Source organism: Deinococcus sp. KSM4-11 (genome assembly GCF_004801415.1).
In the GTDB taxonomy this organism is placed as follows: Bacteria; Deinococcota; Deinococci; order Deinococcales; family Deinococcaceae; genus Deinococcus.
Map to the genome: position 1 here is coordinate 77862 of NZ_SSNX01000001.1, position 24647 is coordinate 102508.

Annotated in this window: 28 protein-coding genes and 1 tRNA gene; 11 read left to right on the forward strand and 18 right to left on the reverse strand. The window is 69.5% G+C overall.

The window, feature by feature from the left end; all coding sequences use genetic code 11:
* The gene (gene bshB1, locus E7T09_RS00400; RefSeq protein WP_136387183.1) at nt 1-720 is read right to left on the reverse strand and encodes a bacillithiol biosynthesis deacetylase BshB1; all 720 of its coding nucleotides are present in this window, start codon (nt 718-720) and stop codon (nt 1-3) included.
* Nucleotides 721-820: 100 nt separating this feature from the next.
* On the opposite strand from bshB1, the gene E7T09_RS00405 reads away from it, so the two are divergent.
* The 4 genes from E7T09_RS00405 (at nt 821) to E7T09_RS00420 (ending at nt 3297) form a co-directional block, all read left to right on the forward strand.
* A tRNA-Thr gene (locus E7T09_RS00405) sits at nt 821-895 on the forward strand.
* A gap of 134 nt (nt 896-1029) precedes the next feature.
* Nucleotides 1030-1395 (forward strand): hypothetical protein, encoded by a 366-nt coding sequence (locus tag E7T09_RS00410; protein WP_136387184.1) that lies wholly within the window; start codon nt 1030-1032, stop codon nt 1393-1395.
* Nucleotides 1396-1625: 230 nt separating this feature from the next.
* Entirely contained in the window at nt 1626-1925 is a 300-nt protein-coding gene (gene rpoZ, locus E7T09_RS00415) for a DNA-directed RNA polymerase subunit omega (RefSeq protein WP_136387185.1), read from the forward strand.
* Nucleotides 1926-2004: 79 nt separating this feature from the next.
* A complete protein-coding gene (locus E7T09_RS00420; protein WP_136387186.1) occupies nt 2005-3297 on the forward strand; it encodes a sodium:proton antiporter in 1293 nt (430 codons plus the stop codon).
* 29 nt (nt 3298-3326) lie between these two features.
* Here E7T09_RS00420 and E7T09_RS00425 read toward each other — a convergent pair whose 3' ends face one another.
* From E7T09_RS00425 to ispF, 7 genes are all read right to left on the reverse strand, one after another.
* Nucleotides 3327-3908 carry a peptidylprolyl isomerase gene (locus tag E7T09_RS00425; RefSeq protein WP_136387187.1) on the reverse strand — a complete coding sequence of 194 codons (582 nt, stop codon included), beginning with the start codon at nt 3906-3908 and terminating at the stop codon, nt 3327-3329.
* 49 nt (nt 3909-3957) lie between these two features.
* A complete protein-coding gene (locus E7T09_RS00430) occupies nt 3958-5205 on the reverse strand; it encodes an aminopeptidase (protein WP_136387188.1) in 1248 nt (415 codons plus the stop codon).
* Nucleotides 5206-5210: 5 nt separating this feature from the next.
* Nucleotides 5211-5804, reverse strand: a complete 594-nt coding sequence (locus E7T09_RS00435) for a DUF2087 domain-containing protein (protein ID WP_168734633.1) — start codon at nt 5802-5804, stop codon at nt 5211-5213.
* On the reverse strand, nt 5801-6028 hold the full coding sequence (locus E7T09_RS00440) for a hypothetical protein (RefSeq protein WP_240741541.1): 228 nt from the start codon (nt 6026-6028) through the stop codon (nt 5801-5803). The genes E7T09_RS00435 and E7T09_RS00440 overlap by 4 nt, the downstream gene beginning before the upstream one ends.
* 81 nt (nt 6029-6109) lie before the next feature.
* On the reverse strand, nt 6110-6571 hold the full coding sequence (locus E7T09_RS00445) for a tRNA (cytidine(34)-2'-O)-methyltransferase (protein WP_136387189.1): 462 nt from the start codon (nt 6569-6571) through the stop codon (nt 6110-6112).
* On the reverse strand, nt 6568-7284 hold the full coding sequence (locus tag E7T09_RS00450; protein WP_168734634.1) for a metallophosphoesterase: 717 nt from the start codon (nt 7282-7284) through the stop codon (nt 6568-6570). Before E7T09_RS00450 ends, E7T09_RS00445 begins: the two co-directional genes overlap by 4 nt.
* A gap of 17 nt (nt 7285-7301) precedes the next feature.
* Nucleotides 7302-7793 (reverse strand): 2-C-methyl-D-erythritol 2,4-cyclodiphosphate synthase, encoded by a 492-nt coding sequence (ispF, locus tag E7T09_RS00455; RefSeq protein ID WP_136387191.1) that lies wholly within the window; start codon nt 7791-7793, stop codon nt 7302-7304.
* Between the two features lie 134 nt (nt 7794-7927).
* Between ispF and E7T09_RS00460 the strand changes: the two genes are divergently transcribed.
* Genes E7T09_RS00460 through E7T09_RS00470 form a run of 3 tightly spaced genes read left to right on the forward strand, consistent with a single transcriptional unit; the run spans nt 7928 to nt 9690 of the window.
* Complete coding sequence (locus E7T09_RS00460) at nt 7928-8701, forward strand: GGDEF domain-containing protein (protein ID WP_168734635.1); 774 nt, start codon at nt 7928-7930, stop codon at nt 8699-8701.
* A gap of 56 nt (nt 8702-8757) precedes the next feature.
* Entirely contained in the window at nt 8758-9198 is a 441-nt protein-coding gene (locus E7T09_RS00465) for a hypothetical protein (RefSeq protein WP_136387193.1), read from the forward strand.
* An 18-nt stretch (nt 9199-9216) separates the two neighbouring features.
* Nucleotides 9217-9690 (forward strand): hypothetical protein, encoded by a 474-nt coding sequence (locus E7T09_RS00470; RefSeq protein ID WP_136387194.1) that lies wholly within the window; start codon nt 9217-9219, stop codon nt 9688-9690.
* Between the two features lie 3 nt (nt 9691-9693).
* Here the strand turns inward: E7T09_RS00470 and E7T09_RS00475 are convergent, their stop codons facing one another.
* From E7T09_RS00475 to E7T09_RS00490, 4 genes are all read right to left on the reverse strand, one after another.
* Nucleotides 9694-12519: an ATP-binding protein gene (locus tag E7T09_RS00475; RefSeq protein WP_136387195.1), complete on the reverse strand. Its 2826-nt coding sequence runs from the start codon at nt 12517-12519 to the stop codon at nt 9694-9696.
* Between the two features lie 69 nt (nt 12520-12588).
* Nucleotides 12589-13149 (reverse strand): YigZ family protein, encoded by a 561-nt coding sequence (locus E7T09_RS00480; RefSeq protein ID WP_240741542.1) that lies wholly within the window; start codon nt 13147-13149, stop codon nt 12589-12591.
* Nucleotides 13150-13220: 71 nt separating this feature from the next.
* Nucleotides 13221-13838: an NUDIX hydrolase gene (locus E7T09_RS00485; RefSeq protein ID WP_136387196.1), complete on the reverse strand. Its 618-nt coding sequence runs from the start codon at nt 13836-13838 to the stop codon at nt 13221-13223.
* A gap of 9 nt (nt 13839-13847) precedes the next feature.
* Complete coding sequence (locus E7T09_RS00490) at nt 13848-15224, reverse strand: DUF4403 family protein (protein ID WP_240741543.1); 1377 nt, start codon at nt 15222-15224, stop codon at nt 13848-13850.
* A gap of 220 nt (nt 15225-15444) precedes the next feature.
* On the opposite strand from E7T09_RS00490, the gene E7T09_RS00495 reads away from it, so the two are divergent.
* Nucleotides 15445-16296, forward strand: a complete 852-nt coding sequence (locus E7T09_RS00495; RefSeq protein WP_136387197.1) for an intradiol ring-cleavage dioxygenase — start codon at nt 15445-15447, stop codon at nt 16294-16296.
* Between the two features lie 305 nt (nt 16297-16601).
* Here E7T09_RS00495 and E7T09_RS00500 read toward each other — a convergent pair whose 3' ends face one another.
* Genes E7T09_RS00500 through E7T09_RS00510 form a run of 3 tightly spaced genes read right to left on the reverse strand, consistent with a single transcriptional unit; the run spans nt 16602 to nt 18396 of the window.
* A complete protein-coding gene (locus E7T09_RS00500; protein WP_168734636.1) occupies nt 16602-17255 on the reverse strand; it encodes a ferric reductase-like transmembrane domain-containing protein in 654 nt (217 codons plus the stop codon).
* Nucleotides 17252-18103 (reverse strand): FAD:protein FMN transferase, encoded by an 852-nt coding sequence (locus E7T09_RS00505; protein WP_136387199.1) that lies wholly within the window; start codon nt 18101-18103, stop codon nt 17252-17254. The genes E7T09_RS00500 and E7T09_RS00505 overlap by 4 nt, the downstream gene beginning before the upstream one ends.
* On the reverse strand, nt 18100-18396 hold the full coding sequence (locus tag E7T09_RS00510; RefSeq protein ID WP_136387200.1) for a hypothetical protein: 297 nt from the start codon (nt 18394-18396) through the stop codon (nt 18100-18102). The genes E7T09_RS00505 and E7T09_RS00510 overlap by 4 nt, the downstream gene beginning before the upstream one ends.
* Nucleotides 18397-18458: 62 nt before the next feature.
* Between E7T09_RS00510 and E7T09_RS00515 the strand changes: the two genes are divergently transcribed.
* The gene (locus E7T09_RS00515; protein ID WP_168734637.1) at nt 18459-18893 is read left to right on the forward strand and encodes a secondary thiamine-phosphate synthase enzyme YjbQ; all 435 of its coding nucleotides are present in this window, start codon (nt 18459-18461) and stop codon (nt 18891-18893) included.
* Between the two features lie 4 nt (nt 18894-18897).
* On the opposite strand, the gene E7T09_RS00520 is transcribed toward E7T09_RS00515, so the two are convergent.
* Complete coding sequence (locus E7T09_RS00520; protein ID WP_205746930.1) at nt 18898-19707, reverse strand: phosphotransferase; 810 nt, start codon at nt 19705-19707, stop codon at nt 18898-18900.
* 205 nt (nt 19708-19912) lie between these two features.
* On the opposite strand from E7T09_RS00520, the gene E7T09_RS00525 reads away from it, so the two are divergent.
* Both E7T09_RS00525 and folE read left to right on the forward strand, forming a co-directional pair.
* Nucleotides 19913-21130, forward strand: coding sequence for an adenylosuccinate synthase (locus E7T09_RS00525; RefSeq protein WP_136387202.1), 1218 nt, complete (start codon nt 19913-19915; stop codon nt 21128-21130).
* 110 nt (nt 21131-21240) lie between these two features.
* Nucleotides 21241-21870 carry a GTP cyclohydrolase I FolE gene (gene folE / locus E7T09_RS00530; protein ID WP_136387203.1) on the forward strand — a complete coding sequence of 210 codons (630 nt, stop codon included), beginning with the start codon at nt 21241-21243 and terminating at the stop codon, nt 21868-21870.
* Nucleotides 21871-22078: 208 nt separating this feature from the next.
* Here folE and glmU read toward each other — a convergent pair whose 3' ends face one another.
* Complete coding sequence (glmU, locus tag E7T09_RS00535) at nt 22079-23530, reverse strand: bifunctional UDP-N-acetylglucosamine diphosphorylase/glucosamine-1-phosphate N-acetyltransferase GlmU (RefSeq protein WP_136387204.1); 1452 nt, start codon at nt 23528-23530, stop codon at nt 22079-22081.
* An 88-nt stretch (nt 23531-23618) separates the two neighbouring features.
* Nucleotides 23619-24575 (reverse strand): prolipoprotein diacylglyceryl transferase, encoded by a 957-nt coding sequence (locus E7T09_RS00540; protein WP_136387205.1) that lies wholly within the window; start codon nt 24573-24575, stop codon nt 23619-23621.
* Nucleotides 24576-24647: the final 72 nt, after the last annotated feature.

Below are 24647 nucleotides of genomic sequence, written 5' to 3' on the forward strand. Positions count from 1 at the left end.
CTACAGCGCGGCCGGATCGACCAGTAGGGCGTTCTCCACCTCGAAGGCCTCGGCGTAACGAACGCGGCCCAGGGTGCCCCAGTAACTCTGCCGTGCCCGGCGGCGCTCCACGATCTCCGGCGTGACCGTCTCCGATATGGCCGCCCCGGCGAACTGGCTCTCGTGGGCCAGGATGGCCGCCGCCCACACTTCCTGCACGCCCTCCACATCGACCAGCAGGGTCGGTGTGATGTCCGCGTTGCCCTGGTACATCAGCACGCGCGACACCCGGTGCGGGTCGCCGCCCACGTAGGCCTTCTGAAGCTGGGCCAGATGCACCGCGCGCTTGCTGAGGTGATACGCGCCGAAATGATCCGGGTGCCGATCCTTGAAATGCGGCACGACCAGCACTTTCGGGCGCACCGCACGCAGCGTCGCCGCCAGCCGGTGCGCCGCCTTGGCCGTGTCCACGATCTCGCCGTCCACCAGGCCCAGTTGCCCACGCCACGCCAGACCCATGATTTGTGCCGCCCGCGCGCACTCCTGCACACGCACGTCCGGCGTGCCCTGCGTTCCCTTCTCGCCGCGCGACAGCTCCAGGATGCCGACTTTCCGGCCCGACTGCGCCAGCCGGATCAGGGTGCCGCCCGCCCCGATCTCCGCATCGTCCGGATGGGGCGCCAGACACAACCAGTCCAGCGGCTGAACCTCACCATGCACCGTCTCGAACGCCGAATTCATTCGGCCAGGATAGGGCCTGAACGTCACCCTCCCTCCGCATGGCGCCGCTTGACACCCCCCGCCCGCATTCCTATACTCTCTGAGCTTCCGTGCGAAGTGGGCCAGTGTAGCTCAGTGGTAGAGCAGCTGATTCGTAATCAGCAGGTCGTCGGTTCAAGTCCGACCCCTGGCTCCAACAGAAAACCCCGCGCTGAGCGGGGTTGTTTTGTTTCTGGGCCGGCTGCCGGAGTGAATCCTGCCAGGGTCGGGATACGACCGCAAGGGCCAAGAGGGGACGAACCGCCTTGCGGCGGCGGGTAGGCTGAGCGCATGAACCCCCAGAGGATCACGCACGTGCATCACCAACTGCGCCGGCCCCGTCCGTTCGTGGATCTGGCGGGATTCTTTCTGTTCTTCGGCATCTCCGGGGTGGATCAGGGCAGGGAAGCGAGGCTGCAGCGGCGCTTCGAGCAGGAGACCTTTCCACACCGGGTCACGGCGCGGCTGTCGCCTTCGCCGGGTCAGGGCCGCTACCGGCTGGAGGGGATGCCAGAGGAGGTGGCCCGGCGACCGTGGGTGGTGAACCATCCGGGACAGGCCGTGACGACCCTCAGCGATGACGGCTGGGCAGCCTTCCAGGCCTGGCAACGTGGCGGGGCGCGTGAGGTGCGGGCGGTGCCGATCGCGGAGTCCTGACGGCAGTCCTGCGTCGGGCCGCGCCCCGTCCTTCACCTGGAGTGGTTCCTGCCTCATGGGATCGCCTGTCCTGCGCGTGCCGGGCCAGACCGCCCACACACGGCCCTCCGGCTGCGCTACCGTGATGTCATTTGCCCACACTGTGGATCAGGGCTGGCCGTGCCCGGCCGTGGTGGAGTACAGTGGGGGGCTGACGGTGCGGCCCCGCGCCGCGCCAGGGAGGAACGAGGATGGCGGAACGAGACATTGACAAGCTGCTGGCCATGACGGACAGCAAGTACCGGCTGAGCGTGGTGACGGCCAAACGTGCCCTGCAACTGCGGAGCGGCGCTCCCAGCGTGCTGCCCACCGAGCAGCGCGTGCGCACCCGCAACCTGGTCACGCAGGCCATGCGTGAACTAGCGACCGGGAAACTCACGGTGGGCACGGATCTGATGGACGAGAGCCGCTTCCATCAGGACTATGTGCGGCAGCGGCAGGCGCAGCTCCAGGCGCAGCTGAACGCCGAACGCGAACGCGAACGCGACTGAGCCGTGAACTGTGGGCGGGCCGGATGAGATGTCCGGCCCGCCGCGTTTCTGGGAGGGCAGGGCGGGACTATGGTGGGGCATGCTGACTGCCTTTGCCGTGCTGCTGTGCTTCACGGCCCTTCTCGCGTACCTGAACGAGCGTTTTCTGCACTTTCCCACCACGGTCGGCGTGACCCTGGCGGGCGCGCTGTCCAGCATTCTCCTGATCGTGCTGGACACGCAGGGTGTGGTTCCGGGCGTCCGGAGCTGGGCGGCCGGACTGCTGAACACCCTGAACTTCACCAATTTCGTGCTGAACGGCATCCTGAGCCTGCTGCTGTTCGCCGGATCGCTCAGCCTGGACGCCGGACAGATGCTCCGGCAGCGGGGCAGCATCCTATTGCTGGCGTTCTTCAGCACCGTGATCAGCACCTTCCTGATCGGTGTCGCCGCGTACGGCGTGTTCCAGCTGCTGGGCCTGACCGTGCCCCCGGTGTGGGCGCTGCTCTTCGGCGCGCTGATCAGCCCCACCGATCCGGTGGCCGTGCTCGACCTGCTGGGGCGGGCGCGGGTGCCCGCGAGAATCAAGATCCTGATCGCGGGCGAGAGCCTGTTCAACGATGGCGTGGGCGTCGTGATCTTCCTGGTGATCGCTGCCGTGGCCGGCATCGGGCCGCACGGCACGTCCATGGACGTGAATGCCATGACGGTTCTGACCCTGTTCGCGCGTGAGGCACTGGGCGGCGTGCTGTTCGGCGCGGCGCTCGGTTACGGCGGCTTCCTGATGCTGCGCTCGATCGCTCAGCCGGCGGTCGAAGTGCTGATCACCCTGGCCCTGGTGCTCGGCGGGTACGTGGCCGCCGCCGCACTGGGCATGAGCGGCCCCCTGGCCATGGTCGTGGCGGGCCTGGTGCTGTCCGCGACCAAGCACCTCGCATTCGACGGGGCCACGCGGCAGCACGTCGAGACCTTCTGGGAGACCATCGATCAGGTGCTGAACATCATCCTATTCTCGTTCATCGGGTTGGATGTGCTGCTCACGCGGCCGAGCATGGCGCAGGTGGTGGCCAGCGTGATTCTGATCGGCGTGGCTCTTGCTGCGCGGTATATCAGCGTGGCCCTCCCCTTCACCCTGGTTCGGGCGCGGGAGGGCTACGGGGCATACACGGTGAGGCTGCTCACCTGGGGGGGGCTGCGCGGCGGTATCGCCATCAGCCTCGCGCTGGGCCTGCCCGACAGCCCGTACCGGCCGCCGCTGCTGACCGCCACCTACGCCATAGTGCTGTTCACCATCGCCGTGCAGGGCCTGACTATCATGCCGCTGGTGCACCGCGCGGTCGCCGCGAGCGGTACAGAAAGTTCAGAGCAGAGGGCAGGGGGCGCCCCTCTCTAGCCCCCTTGCCCTCTCCTTTCCGCCTCGACTTATTTCTCGACGAGGTACGCCTTCTCGATCACGTCGGGCGTGCCGCCCATGCCGGGCTGGATGCGCGTCAGGCGCGGCAGGACGTCCAGCCCCTCGACAACCTTGCCGAACACGGTGTGCTTACCGTCGAGGTGCGGGGTATCCACGAAGGTGATGAAGAACTGGCTGCCGTTGGTGGCCGGGCCACGGTTGGCCATGCTCAGCACGCCCGCGCCCCGGTGGCGGTGCTCGGAACCGAACTCGTCCTCGAAGTCGTAGCCGGGGCCGCCCGCGCCGGTGCCGCTCGGGTCGCCCGTCTGCGCCATGAAGCCGTCGATCACGCGGTGGAACTTGATGCCGTCGTAGTAGTGATGACGCAGCAGGTACGCGAACGAATTCACGGTCACGGGCGCGTCGTCTGGGTACAGCTCGACCACGATGCGGCCCTTGCTGGTCTCCAGCACGGCGCGGTAGGCCTTGCCGGGTTCGATCCCGTTGCCCAGCTCCGGGGCGCTACTGAATTTAGTCTGGCGTTCGGCGCTCAGTTCGGGCGTGACGTGGTAGCCATCGGCGGCGTACATATCGGCAGTCATAAGCTCCATTCTACCGGGCGGATCATGAGCACGTCCAAGATCGGGACCAGGCCAGTCTTCAGATGACCCACTCGCCGGCGCGCATCAGCGGCTCGCGCTCGCCGCTGGCGGTGATGCCGTCCACGTCGGTGTCGGGCGTGCCGATCATCCAGTCCACGTGGATCAGCGAGTCGTTCCCGCCCGCCGCCACGACCACGGCCTCGTCGTCGCCGCCCACGGCGTTGGTGGGGTAGCAGCGGCCCAGCGCGATGTGGCTGGCGGCGTTCTCGTCGAACAGCGTGTTGAGGAACAGCGTGCCGGTCTGCGCCACGGGCGCGGAGGCGGGCACTAACGCGATCTCGCCCAGGTGCGCCGCGCCCTCGTCCGTGCCGATCAGGCGTTCCAGGGTGTCCTGGCCGCGCGAGGCCGTGACCTCCACCGCCCTGCCGCCCTCGAAGCGCACGCGTATGCCCTCGACCAGTTGCCCGCGCACGCTCAGCGGTTTGCTCGCCACGGCCCAGCCCTCGACCCGGTCGCGGTGCGGCATGGTAAACACCTCGTCGGTGGGCAGGTTCGGCACGGCGTAGATGCCGTTCTTCGCCGCCTCGCCGCCCCCCATCCAGATATGGTTGGTGGCGAGGCCAACGGTCAGGTCGGTGCCCAGGCCACTTGTCAGGTGGACGGCCGCGTACTGTTTGTCGTTCAGCAGACGGCTCAGCCGTCCGAGCTGCGCTGTGTGCGCCGCCCACGCGGCCACAGGATCGTCACCGTTCACGCGGGTTGTGGTGAAGATGTCGGCCCACAGCCGCTCCACGGCGTCCGCCTCGCTCAGCTGCGGGTACACGCGGGCCGCCCACGCGGGTGTGGCGATGGCCGCGACCGTCCAGTTCACGTGCATGCCGCCGATCGCCTCCATGACGGTCTTCATGGCCTGCGCCTGCGCCTTGCTGCGCGCCGCGACCCGCTCCGGGTTCACACCCGCCAGCAGCGACGGATCCTCCCCGACAATGCTGATCATGGCGTACCCGTCGGCGACCATCGCCTCGCGCTCGCTCGCCACCCAGTCCGGCAGGAACGTCACGGCCTCATCGGTGCCGTCCTCGTACAGCGCGAGCTCCAGGTGCGGATCCGTGTACACCACGCGTACGTCCGTGGCGCCGGCCCGGTAGGCGGCGCGGGCCGTCAGGCGGGCCAGTTCGGTCGCCTCGACGGGCGCGGCGATCCGCACCTTGCCCCCCTGCGGGAGGTTCACGCCCGTGCGGACGAGCAGGTCGGCGTAACGCGCGAGCTTCGTCTGGAAGTCGCCGGTGGTAGTGGAGGAGGTCATTGGAGCTACTCTACCGGCCCACCCGCGCCCTCGTCCGACGGGCCGGGACTGTCGGGAGTGACGCGCCAGTACACGCCCCGGTCGCGGGCCAGGATGTTCATCCCGATCATCTCGCGGCGCAGCGTGGCGACGTCCGGATGCACCTCGCCCAGGATGGCGTTCACCTCGCGCTCGGGGTAGCGGCGGCCCGGCCCGAACAGCAGGCCCAGTTCCTGCATGACCACCATCTTCTTCTTCAGTTGCGCGGGAATGGTGGTCAGCTTCCCGGCCCGGAAGAACGAGCGCAGCACGCGGTTCCGGTACGGGTCGGCCGCTGGCAGGGCGGTCGTCTCCCCCCGGATGAGTCCGGCCAGCGTGGCGTCCAGCGCCGCGTGATCCGGGCCGTGCAGCCGCGCGTGCCCCTCCTGGCGGGCCACCATCAGGCCGACCTCGACCAGTTGCGCCAAGTGGTGGCTCACCGTGGCGGGCGCGAGGTTCATCAGCCGGGCGAGGTGGTCGCCCGCCAGCGGCTCCGACCACGTCAGGCGCAGCAGCGTCAGCCGCGCCGGGTGCGACAGGGCCCGGAACACGGCTGCGCGGGCGTTCAGGTCGTCACTCATGACCAGTCTCCCTGCGGCCAGGGGCGGGTGCCGTGAGCATGGAGGTGGGCCGCCGCGTAGATGCCCAGGGCCGCCATCAGGGTGTCGAAGCGCGCCTGCGCCTTCGCGCTGCCCGCCGCATCATTGGCGGTTCGGGCCAGCCGAAGGTCGAGCAGGCCGGTCATGAGGTCGTGATGACGGGCGTTCATGCGGTCTTGCGAGGCGAGTGTCGGGGGCATGGCCATAAGATTCGATCCTCCTCGAATCAAATTACAAGATTCGATGGGCATCGAAATCAATCGTTTGGCCTAGACCCGTGCGCTGGCCTACCAGCCCTCGATCTGCCGCCCCGCCTCGAAGGCCGCCACGCCCGCTGCCACCGACAGGTTCAGGCTGCGGCCCCCGCCCGGCTGCGGCAGCTTCAGTTTCGGCAGGGCGTCGCGCAGCCACGCGGGCAGGCCTCGTGATTCCGGGCCGAACAGCAGGTAATCCCCGCGCGCGAAGCCCGCCCGCGTGTGCAGCTGCGTGGCGTGTGTGCTGAACGCGAAGACCCGTGCTCCCGAACCCAGCGTGCCCTGAAAGGCCGTCCAGCTCGCATGCTCGTGCAGGGTCACGCCCTGCAGGTAATCCATGACGGCCCGGCGGAACTCGCGGTCATGCAGGTGAAAGCCGTACGGTCGGATCAGGTGCAGTTCAGCGCCCAGCACCGCGCAGGTGCGCGCCACGTTGCCCACGTTCCCGGCCTTTTCCGGCTCGAACAGCACCACCCGCAGCAGGGGAGGCGTCATGCGCGGGCGCTCAGGGCCCGCCAGTGGGCGGTGGAGGCATACGCCTGCCGTGCCGGCACGGACACCAACGTCAACTCCGGGTATCGCATGGCCGTGAGCGTTCCTCCGAACACGCAGCCGGTGTCGAGGTTCACGGTGCGTCCTCGCCAGTCGGGCTCCAGCACCGACGTGTGGCCGTACACCACCAGGGCCGGGCCCGTGTAGTCCGTCACCCAGTCCACTGGCCCGTCGGCCCCGTCGGCGCGGCTTCGGCCAGACCTGCGACCCCAGACGTTGAACTGTTCACGCTCGTCCGGGTCGTCCGACTTGAGTTCCCCGGCATGCACGACCAGCAGGCGGCCGCCATCCAATTCCAGCCGGGCGGGCAGGGATGCCAGAAAGCGCCGCATCGCGTCGCGTTCGGCCTCTGACACCGCGGAGAGCTGATCCAGCGACACCAGCAACGACTTCGACGTCTCGACCGCTTCGCCCTGAAGGGCGCGGGCCAGCCGCTCGTCGTGGTTGCCGCGCACGCACAGGGCCGTGCCACGCTGCACGGCGTCCATCACCAGCCGCACCACGGCGGCAATCCGGGGGCCACGGTCGACCAGATCCCCCACGAACACCACCTGACGGCCCGGCGGCGGCGTGAGCGTTCCGCCGCTGCACGCGTACCCCAGCCGGGCCAGCACGTCCAGCAGTTCCTCGAAGCAGCCGTGGACGTCTCCGATCACATCGTAGGCCACCGGCATCAGGTCGCGGCCCCGGATCGGGCCAGCAGCACCGTCACCCGCACCTGCACGTGCGCCGGGGCCTGTCCCTCGGACGTCTTGAAACTCACGCCCACCTCCGTCTCCGGCAGGTTCAGCAGCGCCGCCACGTTCCGGGCGATCTCGGTGCGCCTCGGCCCCAGCTTCGGCCGGTCCAGCGTGACCACCAGCGCCACGTTCACCGGCCCGTACCCACGCTCGCGCACCAGCTCCAGCGCCCGCTCCACGATCACGCGCGAGTCCAGGCCGCGCCACTCGGCCGCCGTATCCGGAAAGTACTGACCGATGTCGCCCAGCGCCAGCCCTGACAGCAGCGCGTCGGCCACGGCGTGCAGCACCGCGTCGCCGTCGCTGTGGGCCACCGCGCCGTGGTGGGCCTCCGGCAGCGGCACGCCCCCCAGAACCAGGGGCCGCCCCGCTTCCAGCCGGTGCGCGTCCTCGCCGTACCCGATGCGGTAGGGAACAGAAACCATGCCGCGAGCATAGGCCACCGGCCCCCTGCCTGCGACCAGCTGTTAACGCCCCGCTAATGCCCTCCCTGCCACGCTGCCCACAGACCGGTTGGGGCCGCGCCACAGCACCCCGGCGGCCCAAGGGAGCGCGCGACATGGGTCAGGATCTACCCGACGATCTCTTCGAATTCTTTCCGCTGCCCACGCTGTGCTGGCCAGCCACAGACCACGCGGCTGAACCGCAACCGAATCTCGCCTACCGGCGCACCTATCCGCCCGGCGCCCTGCCGGGTGCCGGCACCTGGGCCGACGGGCACCACATCCAGCGCCTCCTCACACAGGACGGTCACCTCCGCTTCAGCCGCGTGCACCTGACCACCCTGCCCGGCGGCACGCGGCTGGCCACCATCGAGGACGTCCACGAGTACCACCAGGACGCCCTGACCGGCCTGCTCGACCGCCGCGCCCTGCAGCACGATCTCCGAACCCAGACGCCGGGCAGCGTGACCCTGCTCGACATCGACCACTTCAAGGCTGTGAACGACACCCTCGGACACGCCGCCGGCGACGACGTGCTGTGCGCGCTGGCCGCGCTCGTCGCCACGGTCGCCTGCACCTGCAATGGACACGCCTACCGCGTGGGCGGCGACGAATTCCTATTGCACACGCCGCGCCCCATCCCGGCCGACCAGCTGGATCAGCTGCACGGACAGTTCCGGCTGGCCATCTCCCGTCTGGGTGTGCCACGCGGCCAGATTTCCAGCGGCATGGCTCATGCCCCCCGCGACGGTAACACCATCCGGCACCTGATCCTGCACGCTGACGCGCAACTCGGTGAGCACAAACACCACCGGCAAGGCGCCGTTCACCGTCTGAACCTGGAGCCGGAGCCCACACCCCACCGTCCGGCGGGCTGGACGCACCGTTGACTCCGCACGCGGCCCTGCTCCGCTCCAGCGCCCACCCCTCCCCTCCAGAAGGACGCATGAGGCACCTGCCTACCCTCCCGGAACTCACGGGCCTCCACGAGAGCGGCGGCTCCCTGATGGGCACCACCACGCGTGGGCCGCTGGCCCTGTACCGCTACGTCCCTCTACAGGGGGCGGTGCTGACTGGGCAGGTCATTCCCTTCGCCGCGCGCTGGCCCGAGCACCTGAAACTGCTGATCTACCGCTACTCGCCGGTGCCCCCCCTGCCGCGCGGCATCCTGCCCCCGCACCTGCTGGAACGCCTCGGCGTTCGCCCACGCGACCTCGATGGCCTGCGCCCCTGGGATCAGCTGACGTACCAGGGATGGCCCGTGTACGTCTGCCTGCTCGACCGGCCCGGGGCGCGCCCCGCCGGCATCATCGAAAGCCAGTTCGAACAGCTCCGCCTGGACGTGCAGCCGCTGGGCCTGCCGGGCAGTGCAGGACAGGGGCCATAGAGCGCCACAGGAGGATGTATGACGGATCCCAACAACGACTCCGGAGAGGTTCCCGTTCCCTTCAGGACTCTGTTCGTCGATGACCGCACGGGGTACATCTACGGAGTCACCGAAGGCGACAGCCAGTACCCGCTGTACGTCTTTACACCGCTCAGGGAGGCCTGCGTCGGCCACTATGAAATCCCGGTGGGGCCGAACTGGCCGGAATACGCGGTCGATTTCGTGTTGACCTATGTTCCCGTGACGGCGGCCATTCCGGCGCCGTACCCGAGTGGGATCACCCTCGGCATCAACCGGCGGCCGAAGGACACCCAGAGGCCCTGGGATCAGGCGACCTACCACGGCTGGCCCCTGTATTACGTGGCGGATCATCAGACGAAGGCCGAGAAAGGCAACCACCCGGCCATGTTCGAGCCGGTCACGCTGGACATCGAGGTCATTGAGCCCAGCGACGGAGTAATCACACTGCCTGGACCGAACATTGGGCCTTGAAGTTCAGCGAGAGTCAAGGTGGTCGTGAAGCCACGCCCGGAGCGCGCCCACGTCCAGCGGTGGCCCGGCATTCGGGGTCGGGCCGGCCACGGCCTCTGCCCGCCGCCGCTGTTCGGTATGTGTGTTGTGATCCTGGGCAATGGCCGCCGCAAAGGCACGGACGCCTGCCGGGTCGGAGGCCAGCAGGTCCGCGGCCACGATCAGGAACAGTTCGATGGCCGTCCAGGGATTGCTCCCCTTGGCCACCCGTGGCATGGCCTCGCTGGCAGACTGCCGGGCCTCCAGTGCGCGGCCTCGGGCGTAGAGCAGCGCCGTGTCCAGCAGGGCGACCTCAATCTCGATTTCGGCATCTTCGACGGTTCGCAGCCTCTCCCGGAGATGCGCGGTGACGGCCTGCGCCTCCCGGAGGTTGCCCTGGCGAAGGTTGATCCGGCTTCTGTAGGTCAGGCAGAGCATGGCGCTGCTCACGTCACCAAGACGTTCGCAGGCCATCTGGACGTCCGAAACCTCTGCGAGCAGGGCATCGAGATCGGTGTCCGGCAGGTAGAGGCTGGTTTGCAGCATGTACCGGCGGACATGCAGGCCCAGGCTTTCCGGGAGTTCTGGAAGCAGGCGCACAATAGCGGCCAATTCCGCGCGGATTTCGGCGGTGTCCGCAAAAAAACTGAGGCTGCCCAGGATGTTCATCCGGTACCCCACGACCCGCATCCGGTCTCCGAGCTGTTCGGCCAGCGCCAGGGCCTGCCGGATGAGGTCGACGGACGCCCGGTACTGGCCCTGCTGGGCACGGACACTCCCCAGCGTATTCAGCACTTTCATCCGGCTCGCTGGGTCGCCGGCCAGCGGACCCTGCAAAAAACGGGCGGCCAGCGTCTGCGCGTCCAGCAGCCGTCCGGCACGGTACGCCAGCCACATGCACGCGATCTGGGTGGCCGCCTGCACGTCGGCGGGCGCTGTGGCGTCCTCGGCCTCGTCGGCCAGCAGCGCGAACACGTCGGTGCCGCTGCCCAGCAGGCCGCGCCGGTCGTAGTGGGCCAGCAGGTGATTCACGGTGCTGGCCTGAAGCGTGCTGTCCCGGAGCGCGTTCGAGACGGCCAGCCGCAGGTTGCCGCGCTCCAGATCGACCGGAGGACTTTCCGGGGCCTGCGCGGTAAACCACGTCAGGTAGTGCTCGGCATGGGCACGGCGGGCAGCGTGCGCCAGTGCCGGGTGCGCCTGGGCCTGGGCGTTCAGGACGCCGGTCAGGGCCGGGTATACGCGTAGGCGCTCACTGCCCGGCTGGTACGTTTCCAGAAAGGAATGGGTCAGCAGGGCGTCCAGATCGTGGTCGCTCACGCCCAGGGCGGGCGTGTCGGCCGGGTCGAAGTCGGCACACACGCCCAGGCGCAGGGCGGCCTCGCGCTCGCGCTCGTTCAGCAGCTCCCACGAGCGCTGGGCGACCAGCATCAGGCCCCGGCGGCCATCGTGATCGCCGCCGGGACTGCTGAGGGTCGCGGCCTCGTGCAGCACGCGGGCGTAGACGTCGTCCAGGCTTTCCACGCGCAGCCACGACGCAGCCAGTGCCAGGGCCAGCGGGTGCCCCAGCAGGCGGCGGGCCAGGCCGCCGATCAGGGCGGCGTTGTCCGGGCTCAGGGTGAAGTCGCGGCGCACGCGGGCCGCCTCGCGCAGAAACAGGATCACGGCGCTGCTCGCGGCGATCTCCGGCAGGTCGGCGTCGGGCGGCGGCACGTCCAGGCCGCCCAGGGTCAGGGTCAGCGTGTCAGCGGCCACCGCCTGGCCGGGCGGCGCGAGCTGGCCCAGTCGGCGGCGGCGGCCGCTGAGCACCCAGCGCACGTCCGGCAGGTCGCGGCGCAGGGTGCCCAGCAGCGCTGCGAGGTCGTGCAGGTCGTCCACGCCGTCCAGCAGGATCACGGGCGAGTCTCCCAGCAGCGGCGCCAGGCCCGCCCAGGTCCCCTGCACGGCCTGACCGGGCGCGCTGGCCCCGGCCAGGCGGGGCAGCAGGTCGGCGCTGCTCCGCGCTCCCTCGGAGTCGACGAGCACGGCGTGGCGACCTGCACGGCTCAGTTCGCGCAGCAGTTCGCGGCTCAGGGTGCTCTTGCCGATCCCGCCGGGGCCACTGACCGCCGCGACCGCCCCGCCGGGCCGGGCGGCCCACGCCAGCAGCGCGTCCAGCGGCTGGGCACGGCCCAGCATGCGCCCCGTGCGGGTGGTGGAGGCGACGGGTGTGTCGTCCGGGCCGGTCAGTCCGTGCAGTTCGGCCCGCAGTTCGGTTTCCAGCGCGCTCCCGGGCAGCGTCAGGGCCAGCAGGCGGCGCAGCAGCTCCGGTTCGGCGGGCGGCGCACCCGGCAGGCGGTAGGCGCGCTCCGTGAGGGCCTCGGCGTGTGCCGGATCGCTCGCCTCGGCCAGGGCCAGCACCTCGCCCTGCACATGCCGGGCCAGCCGGGTGCGCCAGCCCTCCACCCACTCCTCGAGGTCCGTGGAGACGTCGCCGAGTTTCACGCCCCCCAGGAACGCGCCAGGATAGGCGTTCAGGGCCGCCTGCCCGCGCAGGGTGAGCAGGCGGGCGGCGTCGCTGGGCAGCGAGGTCTCCAGGCGTTCCTCGCCTTCCAGGGCGCCGGGCGCGGCCTCGCGCAGCACGTACAGCGCGACGCGCAGGCTGGACTCCGGCTGCCGCGCGTTCGGCCACAGCAGCGTCCGCAGATCCCGGCGGGGCGTGGGTCCCTCCAGGGCCACGTACGCCAGCATCACCAGACTCTTCACCTTGTGGAACGTGCCCAGGTGCAGGTCACCCAGGGTTCGCAACTCGTCGGTGAACGTCGGTCCGGTCATGGGCTACCGCCGAGTCTACCCTCCGCTCCTCCGGCGGGGCAGGCCGGTGGCACCGGTCGTCCAGTCCGTTCAGGGTTCGGGAGGGTCGGTCTCGATGTGGGCTGCGCCGCGTGTCGCGTCCCGCAGGGCTGATGTGAAGGCGGGAACGTCCTCCGGGAACAGCTGCACGTCGAGCGTCACGCCGGCCGCGCCATATGCTTCCTCGCCGCGCACAGTGTCGAAGGTGACCAGCGCGTGGTACAGGGCGCTCACGTGCTCGAACGCCACGCGAACCATCACGGACTGCCGGGGGCGGACCTCCAGCCGGGGCGCGGTGCGCAGGCACTCGGCCGCCGTGCCTCCGTAGGCGCGCATCAGGCCGCCCGTGCCCAGGTTCACGCCGCCGTAGTACCGGACGACCACGACCATCACGTGATCCACGTCCTGTCCGTGGATGGCGCGCAGGATCGGGGTGCCCGCCGTCCCGCCCGGCTCGCCGTCGTCGTGGAAGCGGACGGCCGGGCCGATCTGGTACGCCCAGCAGTGGTGCGTGGCGTCCGGATAGCGGCTCTTCAACGCTGCGAGCTGCGAGAACGCTTCCTCCGGCGTGTCGGCCCGCTGGGCGAAGGCCAGGAATTCGGAATGGTTCACCACCGCGTCGTGCCGGTGTGGGCGCTCCAGCGTGGTGAACGGGGCGGGCAGCGGCTTGGGAACCTCCGCGCTCAGAGCAGGCCCCGGTCTTCCAGGTGCCGGCGCGCGTGGAACAGCGTCAGGCTGCTCGGCCCGTCGTGGATCTCTCCGGTCTCCAGCATCCGGTACACCTCGCGCAGGGGCATGACCACGCGCTCGATGGTCTCGGTGTCCTCGTGGGCCATCTCTCCCAGGGTCACGCCCAGCGCCAGGAAGGGGTAGAACACCACGCCGCTGATGCTCGGCTGCGGGTAGAAGCCCGGCAGCGGCAGCCACTCACCGCCGCGCCCGCCGACCTCCTCGGCCACCTCGCGCTGTGCGGCGGCCAGAACGGACTCGCCGGGTTCGATGCCGCCCGCCACGACCTCGGTAATGGTGGCGCGCAGCGGGTACCGGTACTGGCGGATCAGCACCGCGTCGCCGCTGTCCACGATCGGCAGCGCGAACACCGCCCGTGGGCCGCGCTGCCGGTACTGGTACGTGGTCTCCACGCCGCTGGGCAGCCGCACCCGGTCTTCCGAGAGGGCGCGGCGCCCCTCGAACAGCACCCTGGTCGAGAGGGTCTCCCAGGGCTGCGCGGCGTCCTCGACCAGCGCAGGCCAGTTCGGGTGCGTGTCCGCAGGCACGTCGGACTCGGGTCGGTCACTCATGCCCACAGGCTAGCGCGCACGTCCGGCAGCGGCGTCCAGCCCGGCCACGTCCACGCGCGCGGCCAGCGTGCCCGAGGCGGCGGCCGTCACGATCAGCGCCCCCGGTGTGACATCCAGGCCGCTCAAGTGCAGCGTTCCCACCGTGCCGGAGAGCGTGACGCCGGGCACCGGCCGGAAGGGCAATCGGGCCTGAGCCTGCGTGCGGGCGCGTTCCAGCAGCGGCCCCAGTTCCACGTGTGCCGCCTGCCGCACGAAGGCCTGCGCTCGGGCATCGGCCAGCCAGCCGATCACGCGCCCGGTCAGCCCCTCACGCCGCGTGACCACCGTGGCGCCCTCGAGGGTCAGGGTGCGTCCGGCGCTGTCCAGCACAGGCGTGCCGGTCACGTTGGCCGTCGCCTGCACCTTCAGGCCCAGCGGCCCGCTGACCTGCACGTGCACGGCCGCCCTGACCTGCTCTCCGGCGGGCGTCAGGGTCACGTCCAGCACGCGCAGCGTGGGATGGGTCGGTACGGGCAGCGGAATGGTCCGCGCCGCCGCGTAGGACGTCGCCAGCCGGGACAGGTCGGGCCACGCCAATCGCGCGGGCACGCTCAGCTGCACGCCGTCCTGGACGGGCCCCACCCGCACTGGCGGCAGGGGAGAGGGCGCGTCCAGCGGAACCGCCTGCCCGAGCTGAGCCCGCAGATCGAAGGCGGCTCCCAGCGTGAACGTCACGGCGTCCGGCGTGACCCGCACGGGCGTGACCGCCAGCGTGCGTCCCGTGACGAGGGCGCTGGCGGGTTCCGGAGTGGGCAGCGCCCACGGCTGCTGGCCCCGCGTCCACAGCGCCTGCGCCCGTTCGCGCAGCCGCGCGCCCTGCTGCACGGCCCGCTCGACCTCGGCCGCCACCCGGTCAAGCTGCGCCTGCACCTGCGACTCCACCAGGGACTGCACGCTGATCCGCACGCCCGGCGCGAGATCCACGCCCAGCGGGTCGGTCCAGAGCGCGCTGCCGACCACGCGCACGCCCGCGTCCCACTCCGGTGTCACGTACGGCGTCACAGTCAGGCGCACGGTCGCCTCCCCGCCGAAATTGCGGGCCAGGATGGCCCCCGTCCCACCCGGCCCGGCCCGGAACGCCGCGCGGATGGGCACGCTCACCACCAGTCCGGCACCGTCGGCCGACGGGTGCACACTGACGTGCCCCACGCGCGTGACCGTGCCCGTGAGCTGCACGCTCAGCAGGCCTCCCAGGTACGAGCGCGTCTCGTCCAGCCGCGCGAACTCGGCGGGCACGCGGGCGTTCGCGGCCACCTGCACGCCGGCCAGGGGCACGGTCAGCGGCACGGCCAGAGTCGAGGACGCCGCAGGTTCAGCTGACGAGGCGGCGAGGGCGGACGCGGACATGACCGCAGTCAACACGACCGGCATGAGAGGGCGCAGGGCGGCACGCATGCCGGGCAGCTTACGGTGCCGTGGTGAGCCGCGTTCCACCCGGTGAGACCTCTGAGAGCGGGGTGAGTCTTTGCTGTGCCCAGCGCGGCTAAACAGGTTCTGAACATCGGGGCGGTACAACACCGTCAGCGCGGATCCGAAGGCGCGATTCCACTCCCTGGAGGACCCATCCATGACGATCATCCCCCCCTACCCGGCCGACGACCACGACCATCACGACGACCTGAACGACCTGGGCCTGCAGGCCGATCAGGCCATGCTGGCGCGCTCCACCCTGGATCGTCGCAGGGTACTGGCGCTCGGCCTGCTCGGCATCGGGCTGCTGGTCGGCTGCGGCACCAGCGCCACCCCAGCGGGCACCGGCACGACCGGCACCGGCGACTGCCCCGCCGTCATTCCCACCGAGACGGCCGGGCCGTACCCCGCCGATGGCTCGGCCGCCTCCGGGCAGTCGGTGAACGTCCTGACGCGCAGCGGCATCGTCCGCAGCGACCTGCGCACCAGCGTGAGCACCGGCACGACCGCCGCCGGAATTCCCCTGACCGTGATACTGAAACTCGTGAATACCAACGCCAGTTGCGCGTCACTCAGCGGCTACGCCGTGTACCTGTGGCACTGCACCCAGAACGGCGAATACTCGATGTACTCCTCGGCCGTGGTGGGCGAGGACTACCTGCGCGGCGTGCAGGAAAGCGGCTCGGACGGCACCGTGACCTTCCAGACGATCTTCCCCGCGTGCTACTCGGGCCGCTGGCCGCACATTCACTTCGAGATCTACCCCACGCTGGCCTCGGCCACCAGCGCCGCCAGCAAGATCCAGACCTCGCAGCTCGCGCTGCCGAAGGCCACCCGTGACGCCGTGTATGCCACCAGCGGCTATTCCAGCAGCGTCACGAACCTGTCGCGCATCACGCTCGCCACGGACAACGTCTTCAGCGATGGCGTGAGCACCCAGACCCCCACCATGACCGGCAGCACCAGCGCCGGATACACGGCGAACCTCACGGTCGGCCTGGCCCGCTAGGAGCAGGCCGGGCAGGAGGGAGGGGCGTAGGCATGACGGGCCCTGTGCCCCTCTCTCCTGCCTGGAACCGTCGCTGCCACCCACTGTGGTGTGGCGTGCTGCGGGAAGACCAGCCAGACCGCACGTGACCTGAAGCGGCTGACGCTTCCGGTAACCCGCGGTCTCCGGGACTATCTGAAGGGCAGCGGCCTTGCGGCTTCTCCGCAGTCAGATCGCTGTCCCAGGACAAGCTGAGGAGGGTGGCCGCGCCAGACCAGACGGAGCGGTGACCGAGCCAGCGTGGTCACCGCTCCGTCTGAGCCGCTTCAGCGGTTCGCCTGTCCTCTCTGCCTCTGCCGCACGTCCAGCAGCCGCAGCCCAAAGGTATACGCGACCAGCGCCACCGACCCGCCGTACAGGAGGCCCAGGTGATCGCTGCCCGAAGTGATGCCGTGGGCGGTCAGCAGGCCGAAGGCGGGATAGGCCGCGAGGTGCAGCGCCTTCCAGACCTGCGGAGATAACCTTCTGCGCACCTGCGTGCTGAACACCACCAGCGCCAGCGCGTACAGGCCCAGCGTGCCCAGCGCCACCGGCAGCGGCCGCACCGTGCTCGCGCCCGGAATGAGGATGGCGGCCAGCGACTGCGGGGCCTGCACGTCCACCGTAAGCAGAATGCCGTGCAGCACGCCCAGGGCCAGCGCGAAGCCAGACGCGACCCCATGCCAGCCCGCCTGGTACGCGCGGCTTAGCCAAGGTGGCGAGTACCGGCTGCCCAGCAGCGCTCCGGTCGCGGTCGTGATCGCCAGCAGTAGGTACGCGACCGTGCCCGTCGCCCGGTTCATGCTCCACGCCAGCGTCTGCGGCCCCAGGTGCAGCCAGCACGCCGCGTAGGCCAGGCCGAATGCGACCAGCAGTCCGGCGGTCAGCAGGGTGTTGCGCTCGTCATCCAGCACGCCGTTGATGCGGTGGGTGCGGGTCATGCGGCCCACCGTCCCCACGCGCCGTCCTGCCAGCCGTGCATCCGGTGGTGCCGGTCGAAGGCCAGCAGCCGCGTTCCAGCCGGGGCGAGGTCGCGCAGCACGTCGTCTGCTCCCAGCAGCGCCAGTTTTGCCAGGGTCTCGGCTACAGTCACGCGGCCTGCCAGCGCGGTCACCTGCACGAACGTCGTGTCGGCGCTGCATCCGGTGCGCGGGTCGATCAGGTGATGCCCGCCGGTCCACGCGCGCTTCAGGACGCTGCTGGTCGCCACGCCGGCCACGCCCGCGCCGAGGTGCACGTACATGGGCGAGCCGTCCGGCGTCTCGATGGCGATCGTGCCGCCGCCGGTGAACTGGGTGTGCAGGTCGCCGCCCGCGTCCAGCACCGCGTTCCCCCCCAGGAAGCGCGCCGCCTGTTCCGCGATCCAGCCCTTCGCCGTGCCGCCCAGATCGAGCCGCACCCCGGCGGGCAGCCGGATCACCTCGTGCGTGACCAGCACGCCGTCCAGCGCAGGCACCGGCACAGGCGTCCGCACGGGGGCGTCGCCGGGGGTGCCGACATACCCGGCGGCTTCCAGCGCGCCCAGGACGGCCGGGGTGACCAGACCGTGGGTGCGGCGGGCCACGTCCAGCGCGTGCCGCACGGCGAGCATCAGGTCTGTGGGCGGGTCGAGCAGCTCACCCTGCTCGTTCAGGCGGGTCAGGGGCGAGGGCCGGAAGCGGCTCAGCACGGCCTCCAGGCGACGCACCTCGTTCAGGGCTGCGAAGGCCCCCTGCCCGGTCGCGCGCACCTGCGTGCCCAGCGCCTCCAGCGTCAGCTCCGGCACGGGCAGCAGATCGGCGGGCCTCATGCGCCCCTCGACAGGCCGCTGGGCGCCTGGGCTGGCTGTGACGAGTATGTGGCCGCTGGCGCCGCCTGAGTCCAGCCGCGGTCGTCCGTGGTGGCTGTCCAGCCCTGATCGTCCATGCTGGCCGGATCTGACGTCGTGGTGCCGGTCGTGGCGCTGGAGGTAGCTGTGCCGGAACCCAGCCAGAAGGTCGTCAGCCCCAGTGCGAGGCTGCCGCTCAGCAGCAGCAGCGCACTGGTCGCCCGCCGCAGATCGAAGGGCCTGGGAGTCGTCCGGGTGGGGGGCGGAGTGGTCATGCCCGCAGTGTTCGCCCACGCGGTTAAACGGCGGGGAACGGCCTGTGCTTTACCCTGCCCCCATGTGGCTCGAGCGTGACCTGACCCTGAGGCCCGTCCGGCGCGGCTTCCACCTCATCACCCGCGAGGTCGTCGCGGCCCTGCCGGAACTCTTGGGCGTGCGCGTAGGCCTGCTGCACGTCTTTCTCCAGCACACCAGCGCCAGCCTGACCCTGAACGAGAATGCCAGCCCGGACGTCCGGCGTGATTTCGAAACGTACTTCAACCACGCCGTGCCCGATAGCTGGCCGGACTTTACGCACACCCTGGAGGGGCCGGACGACATGGCCGCCCACATCAAGGCCAGCCTCCTCGGCCCCAGCCTGAGCGTGCCCGTGCGCGCCGGACGCCTCGCGCTGGGCACATGGCAGGGGATTTACCTGTGCGAACACCGCGACCACGGCGGCCCACGACGGCTGCTGCTCACCGTGATGGGAGAGGAGCAACCGACCGCGTGACGGGTTACGACGGGCGCTGTCCGGCCGCCCGACGGAGCCACGCCCGCGTCCACCGCCGTGCAGGATCGAGCGTCCCGTCCTCCACTTTCCCGCTGAGATCCTTGATCAGGTATCGCCCCGCCCACGCCAGAAAGGGCGCCAGGCCATCGGACGTCACTTCCGTGGCCCGGGAGTACGCCTCCAGGTAGGCCCGGCGCAGGCGGCGCACGGCCTGCCTGTGCTCGGGGGACAGCGCCAGGATCGCCGGATCGACGCTCAGGATGCTCAGTGTCCGCGCGACATCGAGTCGGGCGTCGCCCAGCCGCGCTCCTTCCCAGTCCAGCACCGTTCCAAGCTGACCGCCGTGAACCAGCACATTGAGCAGATGCAGGTCGAGGTGCAGCAGCGCCTTCCCCTGGACGGGCGCGTCATCCGGGAGGCGCAGAACCTGGCAGATCGCGTCAGGGACGTGCCAGGCGTGCAGCCAGGCATGCAGCTCGCCCAGGCGAAGGCCCAGCCGCTCTGCCGATGTCGGGTCACGCCACAGGGTGTCGACCAGGAGGTCGCCGGGCATCCAGGCGGTGACCAGCGCGGCACCATCATGTATGAGGCGGACGTGGGCAGCCGGTACGGGAAAGCCGTCCTCCCATAAAGCCCGCAGCAATGTCGCCTGGTGCCGTGCCGGGGGCAGCGTGTCATAGACCTTAGCGGCGAAGGTCGCCGTGTGGGTCTGTACTTTCCAGGTGGGCCACCGCGATCCGCCGGGTAGGCGCGAGGCGGTGCGGATGCCCTCGGGAAAGAAGCCGTCCAGCAGGGCCTGTGACACCTCCAACATCCGCCCAGTGTATGCACTGGGGGAACGTGAGGACGGGCAAGGCGATGCAGCCACGGCACGGCGCCGCGTCCGCGTAAACAACCCTCATCCCACGCCGATGCATTCGGTTACAGTGAGGCACGGTGCCGCGCGCCGTGCTTTTTTTTGACCCCTGGCAAGGAGACAAAAAGAGTAAGTCTGGGTACGCGGCGGCAAAGGGGCTGAAATGCCTGGAATTGCAATTGTTGGGGCCCAGTGGGGCGACGAGGGGAAAGGGAAGATCACGGACTTCCTGGCCCCGGATGCGGAGTTCGTGGTGCGGTACCAGGGCGGCGCGAACGCCGGGCACACGGTCACGGCGAAGGGGCAGACCTTCAAGCTGAACCTGCTGCCCAGCGGCGTGCTGCACGACGGAACGGTGTCCATCCTGGGTGACGGCATGGTGATCGATGCGGACAAGTTCCTGGAGGAACGCCGCAACCTGATCGCCGGGGGCCTGAATCCGGAACTGCGGATCAGTGACCGGGCGCATCTGGTGCTGCCGCATCACAAGTACGTGGATGGCCGCAAGGACTTCGTGGGCACCACCGGGCGCGGGATCGGCCCGGCGTACGCGGACCGGGCGCGGCGGGTAGGCATCCGCTTCGGGGACCTGGCGGACGATGCGGTGCTAGCAGAGCGGCTGGAGCGCCTGCTGGAGGCCAAGCCGAACAGCACCCGCGAGGCCGGTTGGGCAACGGTGCAAGACGGCCTGGATGGGCTCGCCTTGGTGCGCGAACAGTTGCTGCCTTTCGTGCAGGACACGGGGGCGCAGCTGCGCGAGGCGATCAAGGGCGGGCGCAACGTGCTGTTCGAGGGGGCGCAGGCAACGCTGCTCGACCTGAATTACGGCACGTACCCCTTCGTGACCAGTTCGCACCCCACGGTGGGCGGGATTCTGGTCGGGGCGGGCGTGAACCACAAGGCGATCCACAAGGTGTACGGAGTGGCGAAGGCCTTCAACACCCGGGTGGGCCATGGCCCCTTCGTCACGGAAGTGCTCGATGACGAGGGCATCCTGCGCCTGCGCGGCGACGGCTCGCAGCCGTGGGACGAGTACGGCACGACGACCGGCCGTCCTCGCCGGGTGGGCTGGCTGGATCTGGGACTGCTGAAGTACGCGGTGGACGTGAACGGCCTGGACGGCCTGGTCATCAACAAGATGGACGTCCTGGCGGGCCTGGAGACGGTGCCGGTGTGCGTGGCCTACGACGCTGATGGGCAGCCGGTCATGCGGCAGATGAAGGGCTGGGCCACGACGGACGGCGCGACCAGCCGCGCCACGCTGGCCAGGGAAGCCCAGGCGTACTTGGATCTGATCGAGGAGACCGTGGACTGCCCGGTGGTGATCTTCTCGGCCGGTCCGGCACGCGAACAGACCTACGGTGAGGTCAGCTGGCACTGATGGGCCAGGCGGCCTGATCGGGCCGTCCTGAAACCAATTTGACAATTGCCGCGCGTGGGGGTGACCTACACTCGCGGCATTCATGTTCATTCCGCCTTCACCTGGGCAGGATGAGAAGGAGCTCCACCTTGACCACGGAACCGATGATCAGCGCCGCTGACGAGAAACATGAAGTGCCCGGATTGCGCGCCCTCACCCACGGGTGGCTCGAAGCCATCGGCGAAGACCCGGAACGCGAGGGGCTCCAGAAAACCCCGCATCGCGTGGCGAAAGCCTGGGGGTTCCTGACGGCCGGCTACGCGAAATCCCTGAAGGATGCCGTAGGAGACGCAGTCTTTGCCGCCGACGGCAGCGAGATGGTGATCGTGAAGGACATCGAGTTCTACTCCATGTGCGAGCACCACATGCTGCCCTTTTACGGCCGGGCGCACATCGCGTACATCCCGGACGGCCAGATCCTGGGCCTGAGCAAGTTCGCGCGCATCGTGGACCTGTATTCCCGGCGGCTGCAGGTGCAGGAGCGCATCACGACGCAGATCGCGGACGCCGTTCAGGAGCTTCTGAATCCCAGGGGCGTGGCCGTGCTGATGGAAGGCGTGCACCTGTGCATGGCGATGCGGGGGGTGCAGAAGCAGAACTCCAGCACGACCACCTCGGCCATGCGGGGGCTGTTCAAGGATGACCCCCGAACCCGCGCCGAGTTCATGAGCGCGGTGCAGGGAACACTGCGCAGCCGTTGAGTACGGGGCTGGGCGGTGGCGTGGCCGCCTGAGTGAGCCTACTGTTCAGACGAGATCCAGAGTGCAGTCAGGACGGAGGGCATTGGCTGCCGCCCGTGCTGACTGCTTTGACGTTCGAGCCGGACAGTCCGCCCCAGCTGTGGCTCACGCCGTTCCCTTGCGGTGCTCCCGACCGGAAAGTGGAGCCTACTCCCTTCCCGTGGGCGCCTTAGTCCCCCTGTTTCCCCAGCCACGCAGCCAGCCACGGCAGTTTGCCGTTCACCTGCTCCCGCAGGCCGCCCCAGTACCGCCGGGACCAGCCCTCGATGGTGCGCTGCTTGCCACGCGCCACGGCCATGGCCCCCTCGGGTACATCGTCGTGCACCGCGCTCCCGGCGGCGATGAATGCAGCGTCCCCCACCGTGCGGGGGGCGATCAGGGTCGAGTTGCTGCCGATGAACACGCCCGCGCCGACCGCCGTGCGGTGCTTGTTCACGCCGTCGTAATTCGCGACGATGGTGCCCGCTCCGACGTTCGTTTCCTCACCGATGGTCACGTCGCCCAGGTAGGCGAGGTGTCCGGCCTTCACACCGGCCGCGAGTTGCGCGTTCTTCGTTTCCACGAAGTTCCCGATGTGCACGCCCACGCCGAGCACCGTGCCCGGACGCAGGCGCGCGAACGGCCCCACGTCACTGCCCGGTCCCACCCGTGCTCCCTCCAGCACGCTGTGTGGTTTCACGACCGCGCCCGCCTCTAGAATGCTGTCGCTGATCACCGCGTACGCGCCGACGGTCACGTCATCGGCAAGGCTGGTCTGGCCGCGCAGGATCACGCCGGGCTCCAGCGTCACGTCCCGCCCGAGCGTGACCGTGTCTTCGATATACACGGTCTCCGGCATGTGGATGGTCACGCCGGCCCGCATGTGATCGGTCGTGATGCGCTGCCGGATGATGCCCTCGGCCTCGGCCAGTCCGGTGCGGTCGTTCGCGCCGATGACCTCGCCCGGATCGTCCAGTTTGAAGGCGTGCACCTCGGACCCCTGGGCGCGGTACAGGCCCAGCAGATCCGTCAGGTAATACTCGCCGCTGGCATTATTGTTGGTAATTCGGTGCGCGAGATCCGTGGCGCGTGAGTCCAGCAGGTACACGCCGCTGTTGAATTCCCGCACGGTGCGTTCCAGCGCCGAGGCGTCCTTGTGCTCCACGATGCGTTCCACGTTGCCCTGCCGGTCACGGATGATCCGGCCATACCCGCTCGCGTCGGGCAGTTCGCCGGTCAGGATCGTGAACGCACTGTCGCGTTCTCGATGGTCGTCCAGCAGGGCGCGCAGGGTCTCCAAGCGTAGCAGGGGCGTATCGCCGTAGAGCACCAGCACGTCCGCGCCCTGGTGGTCGGTCAGGGCGTCCAGGCCGCACAGGAAGGCGTGCCCGGTGCCGAGCTGTTTTTCCTGTCGCGCGAACATCACGCCACTGCCGTTCAGGGCGGCCTCCACTTGATCCGCGCCGTGCCCGGTGACCACGACCACCTGCCGCGCCCCCACTTCCTGCGCGGCCTTTACGGCCCACGCGACCATCGGCCGGCCTGCGACCGGGTGTAGCACCTTCGGCACCGCCGACTTCATGCGGGTGCCCTGCCCGGCGGCCAGGATCACCACGTCCAGCGGACGTTCGTTTGCGTTCATGTCATGTCACCTTCCGGGAGTGTACTCGGGCCACAGGCCCACACCGACAGCCTCCAGCCGCGTGGTGCTGGGCTGCCCGGTGGATTGGTCAGGCTCCGGCCGGCGCCTTCGCGCTCGCGCCGTCCTGGGTCAGGAACTCACCCGTGGTGGCCGAGCGGTCGTCCGGGCGGGTGCGGATGCGGATCAGCATCCAGATGCTCACGATGATCAGCGGGATCGAGATCAGGTGCGTTTCTGTGAACAGTCCGATCCCGGCCTTGTCCAGGCCCTGGCTCAGGTACGCCTTCGGGAACAGGGGATTCAGGCGGAAGGTCTCCTCCCAGCCGGCGCGCAGGATCGAGTACCACAGCCAGAACTGCCAGAAGGCCCAGCCGGACTTGCGCGACCGCAGCCAGTAGTACGCGGCCACCGACAGGATGATGCCGATGATCACGCCGTACATCTGCGTGAAGTGCACTGGCGCGGTCATCACGACCTGCCCGCCGATGGTCTGGCAGTACTTCGACAGGTCGAGATCCGGATTGGGATTCGGCACGCACATGCCCTCGTGGAAAGCTCGCGCGGAGGCCGGCCAGTGGAAGCCGATGGGCCAGCCTGTCACGCGGCCCACGGTGTCCGTGCCGTTCATGATGTTCCCGATCCGCCCACCGATCACGCCGAAGGCCACTCCCGGCACCGCCAGATCCGCATAGCGGAAGAAATCGAAACGGTAGCGCCGCGCGAAGTAGATGATGGTCAGGATGCCGCCGATCAGGCCCCCGTGGATGCTGATTCCCCCGGCGCGCAGGTTGACGATATCCAGCAGGACGCGCGGGAAAGGAATTCCGGAGAACTGGTTCCAGGACGTCAGGACGAAGACCAGCCGCGCCCCCACCAGGCCCCACACGATCATCCACAGGATCATGTCGTTGAAGAGGTCAACGTTCAGGCCGCGCGCGCGGGCCATGCGGGTGCCGACCCACACGCCGGCCACGATGCCGAGCGTGATCAGCACGCCGTACCAGGCGATGGTGAACCCACCGATGTTCAGAAAGACAGGATTCATAAGTCGGTGCCAGTGTACGGCCTGCCGCGCTCCCGGTCACGGGTGGAAGTGGAACCATGCGAACGCCGCCCG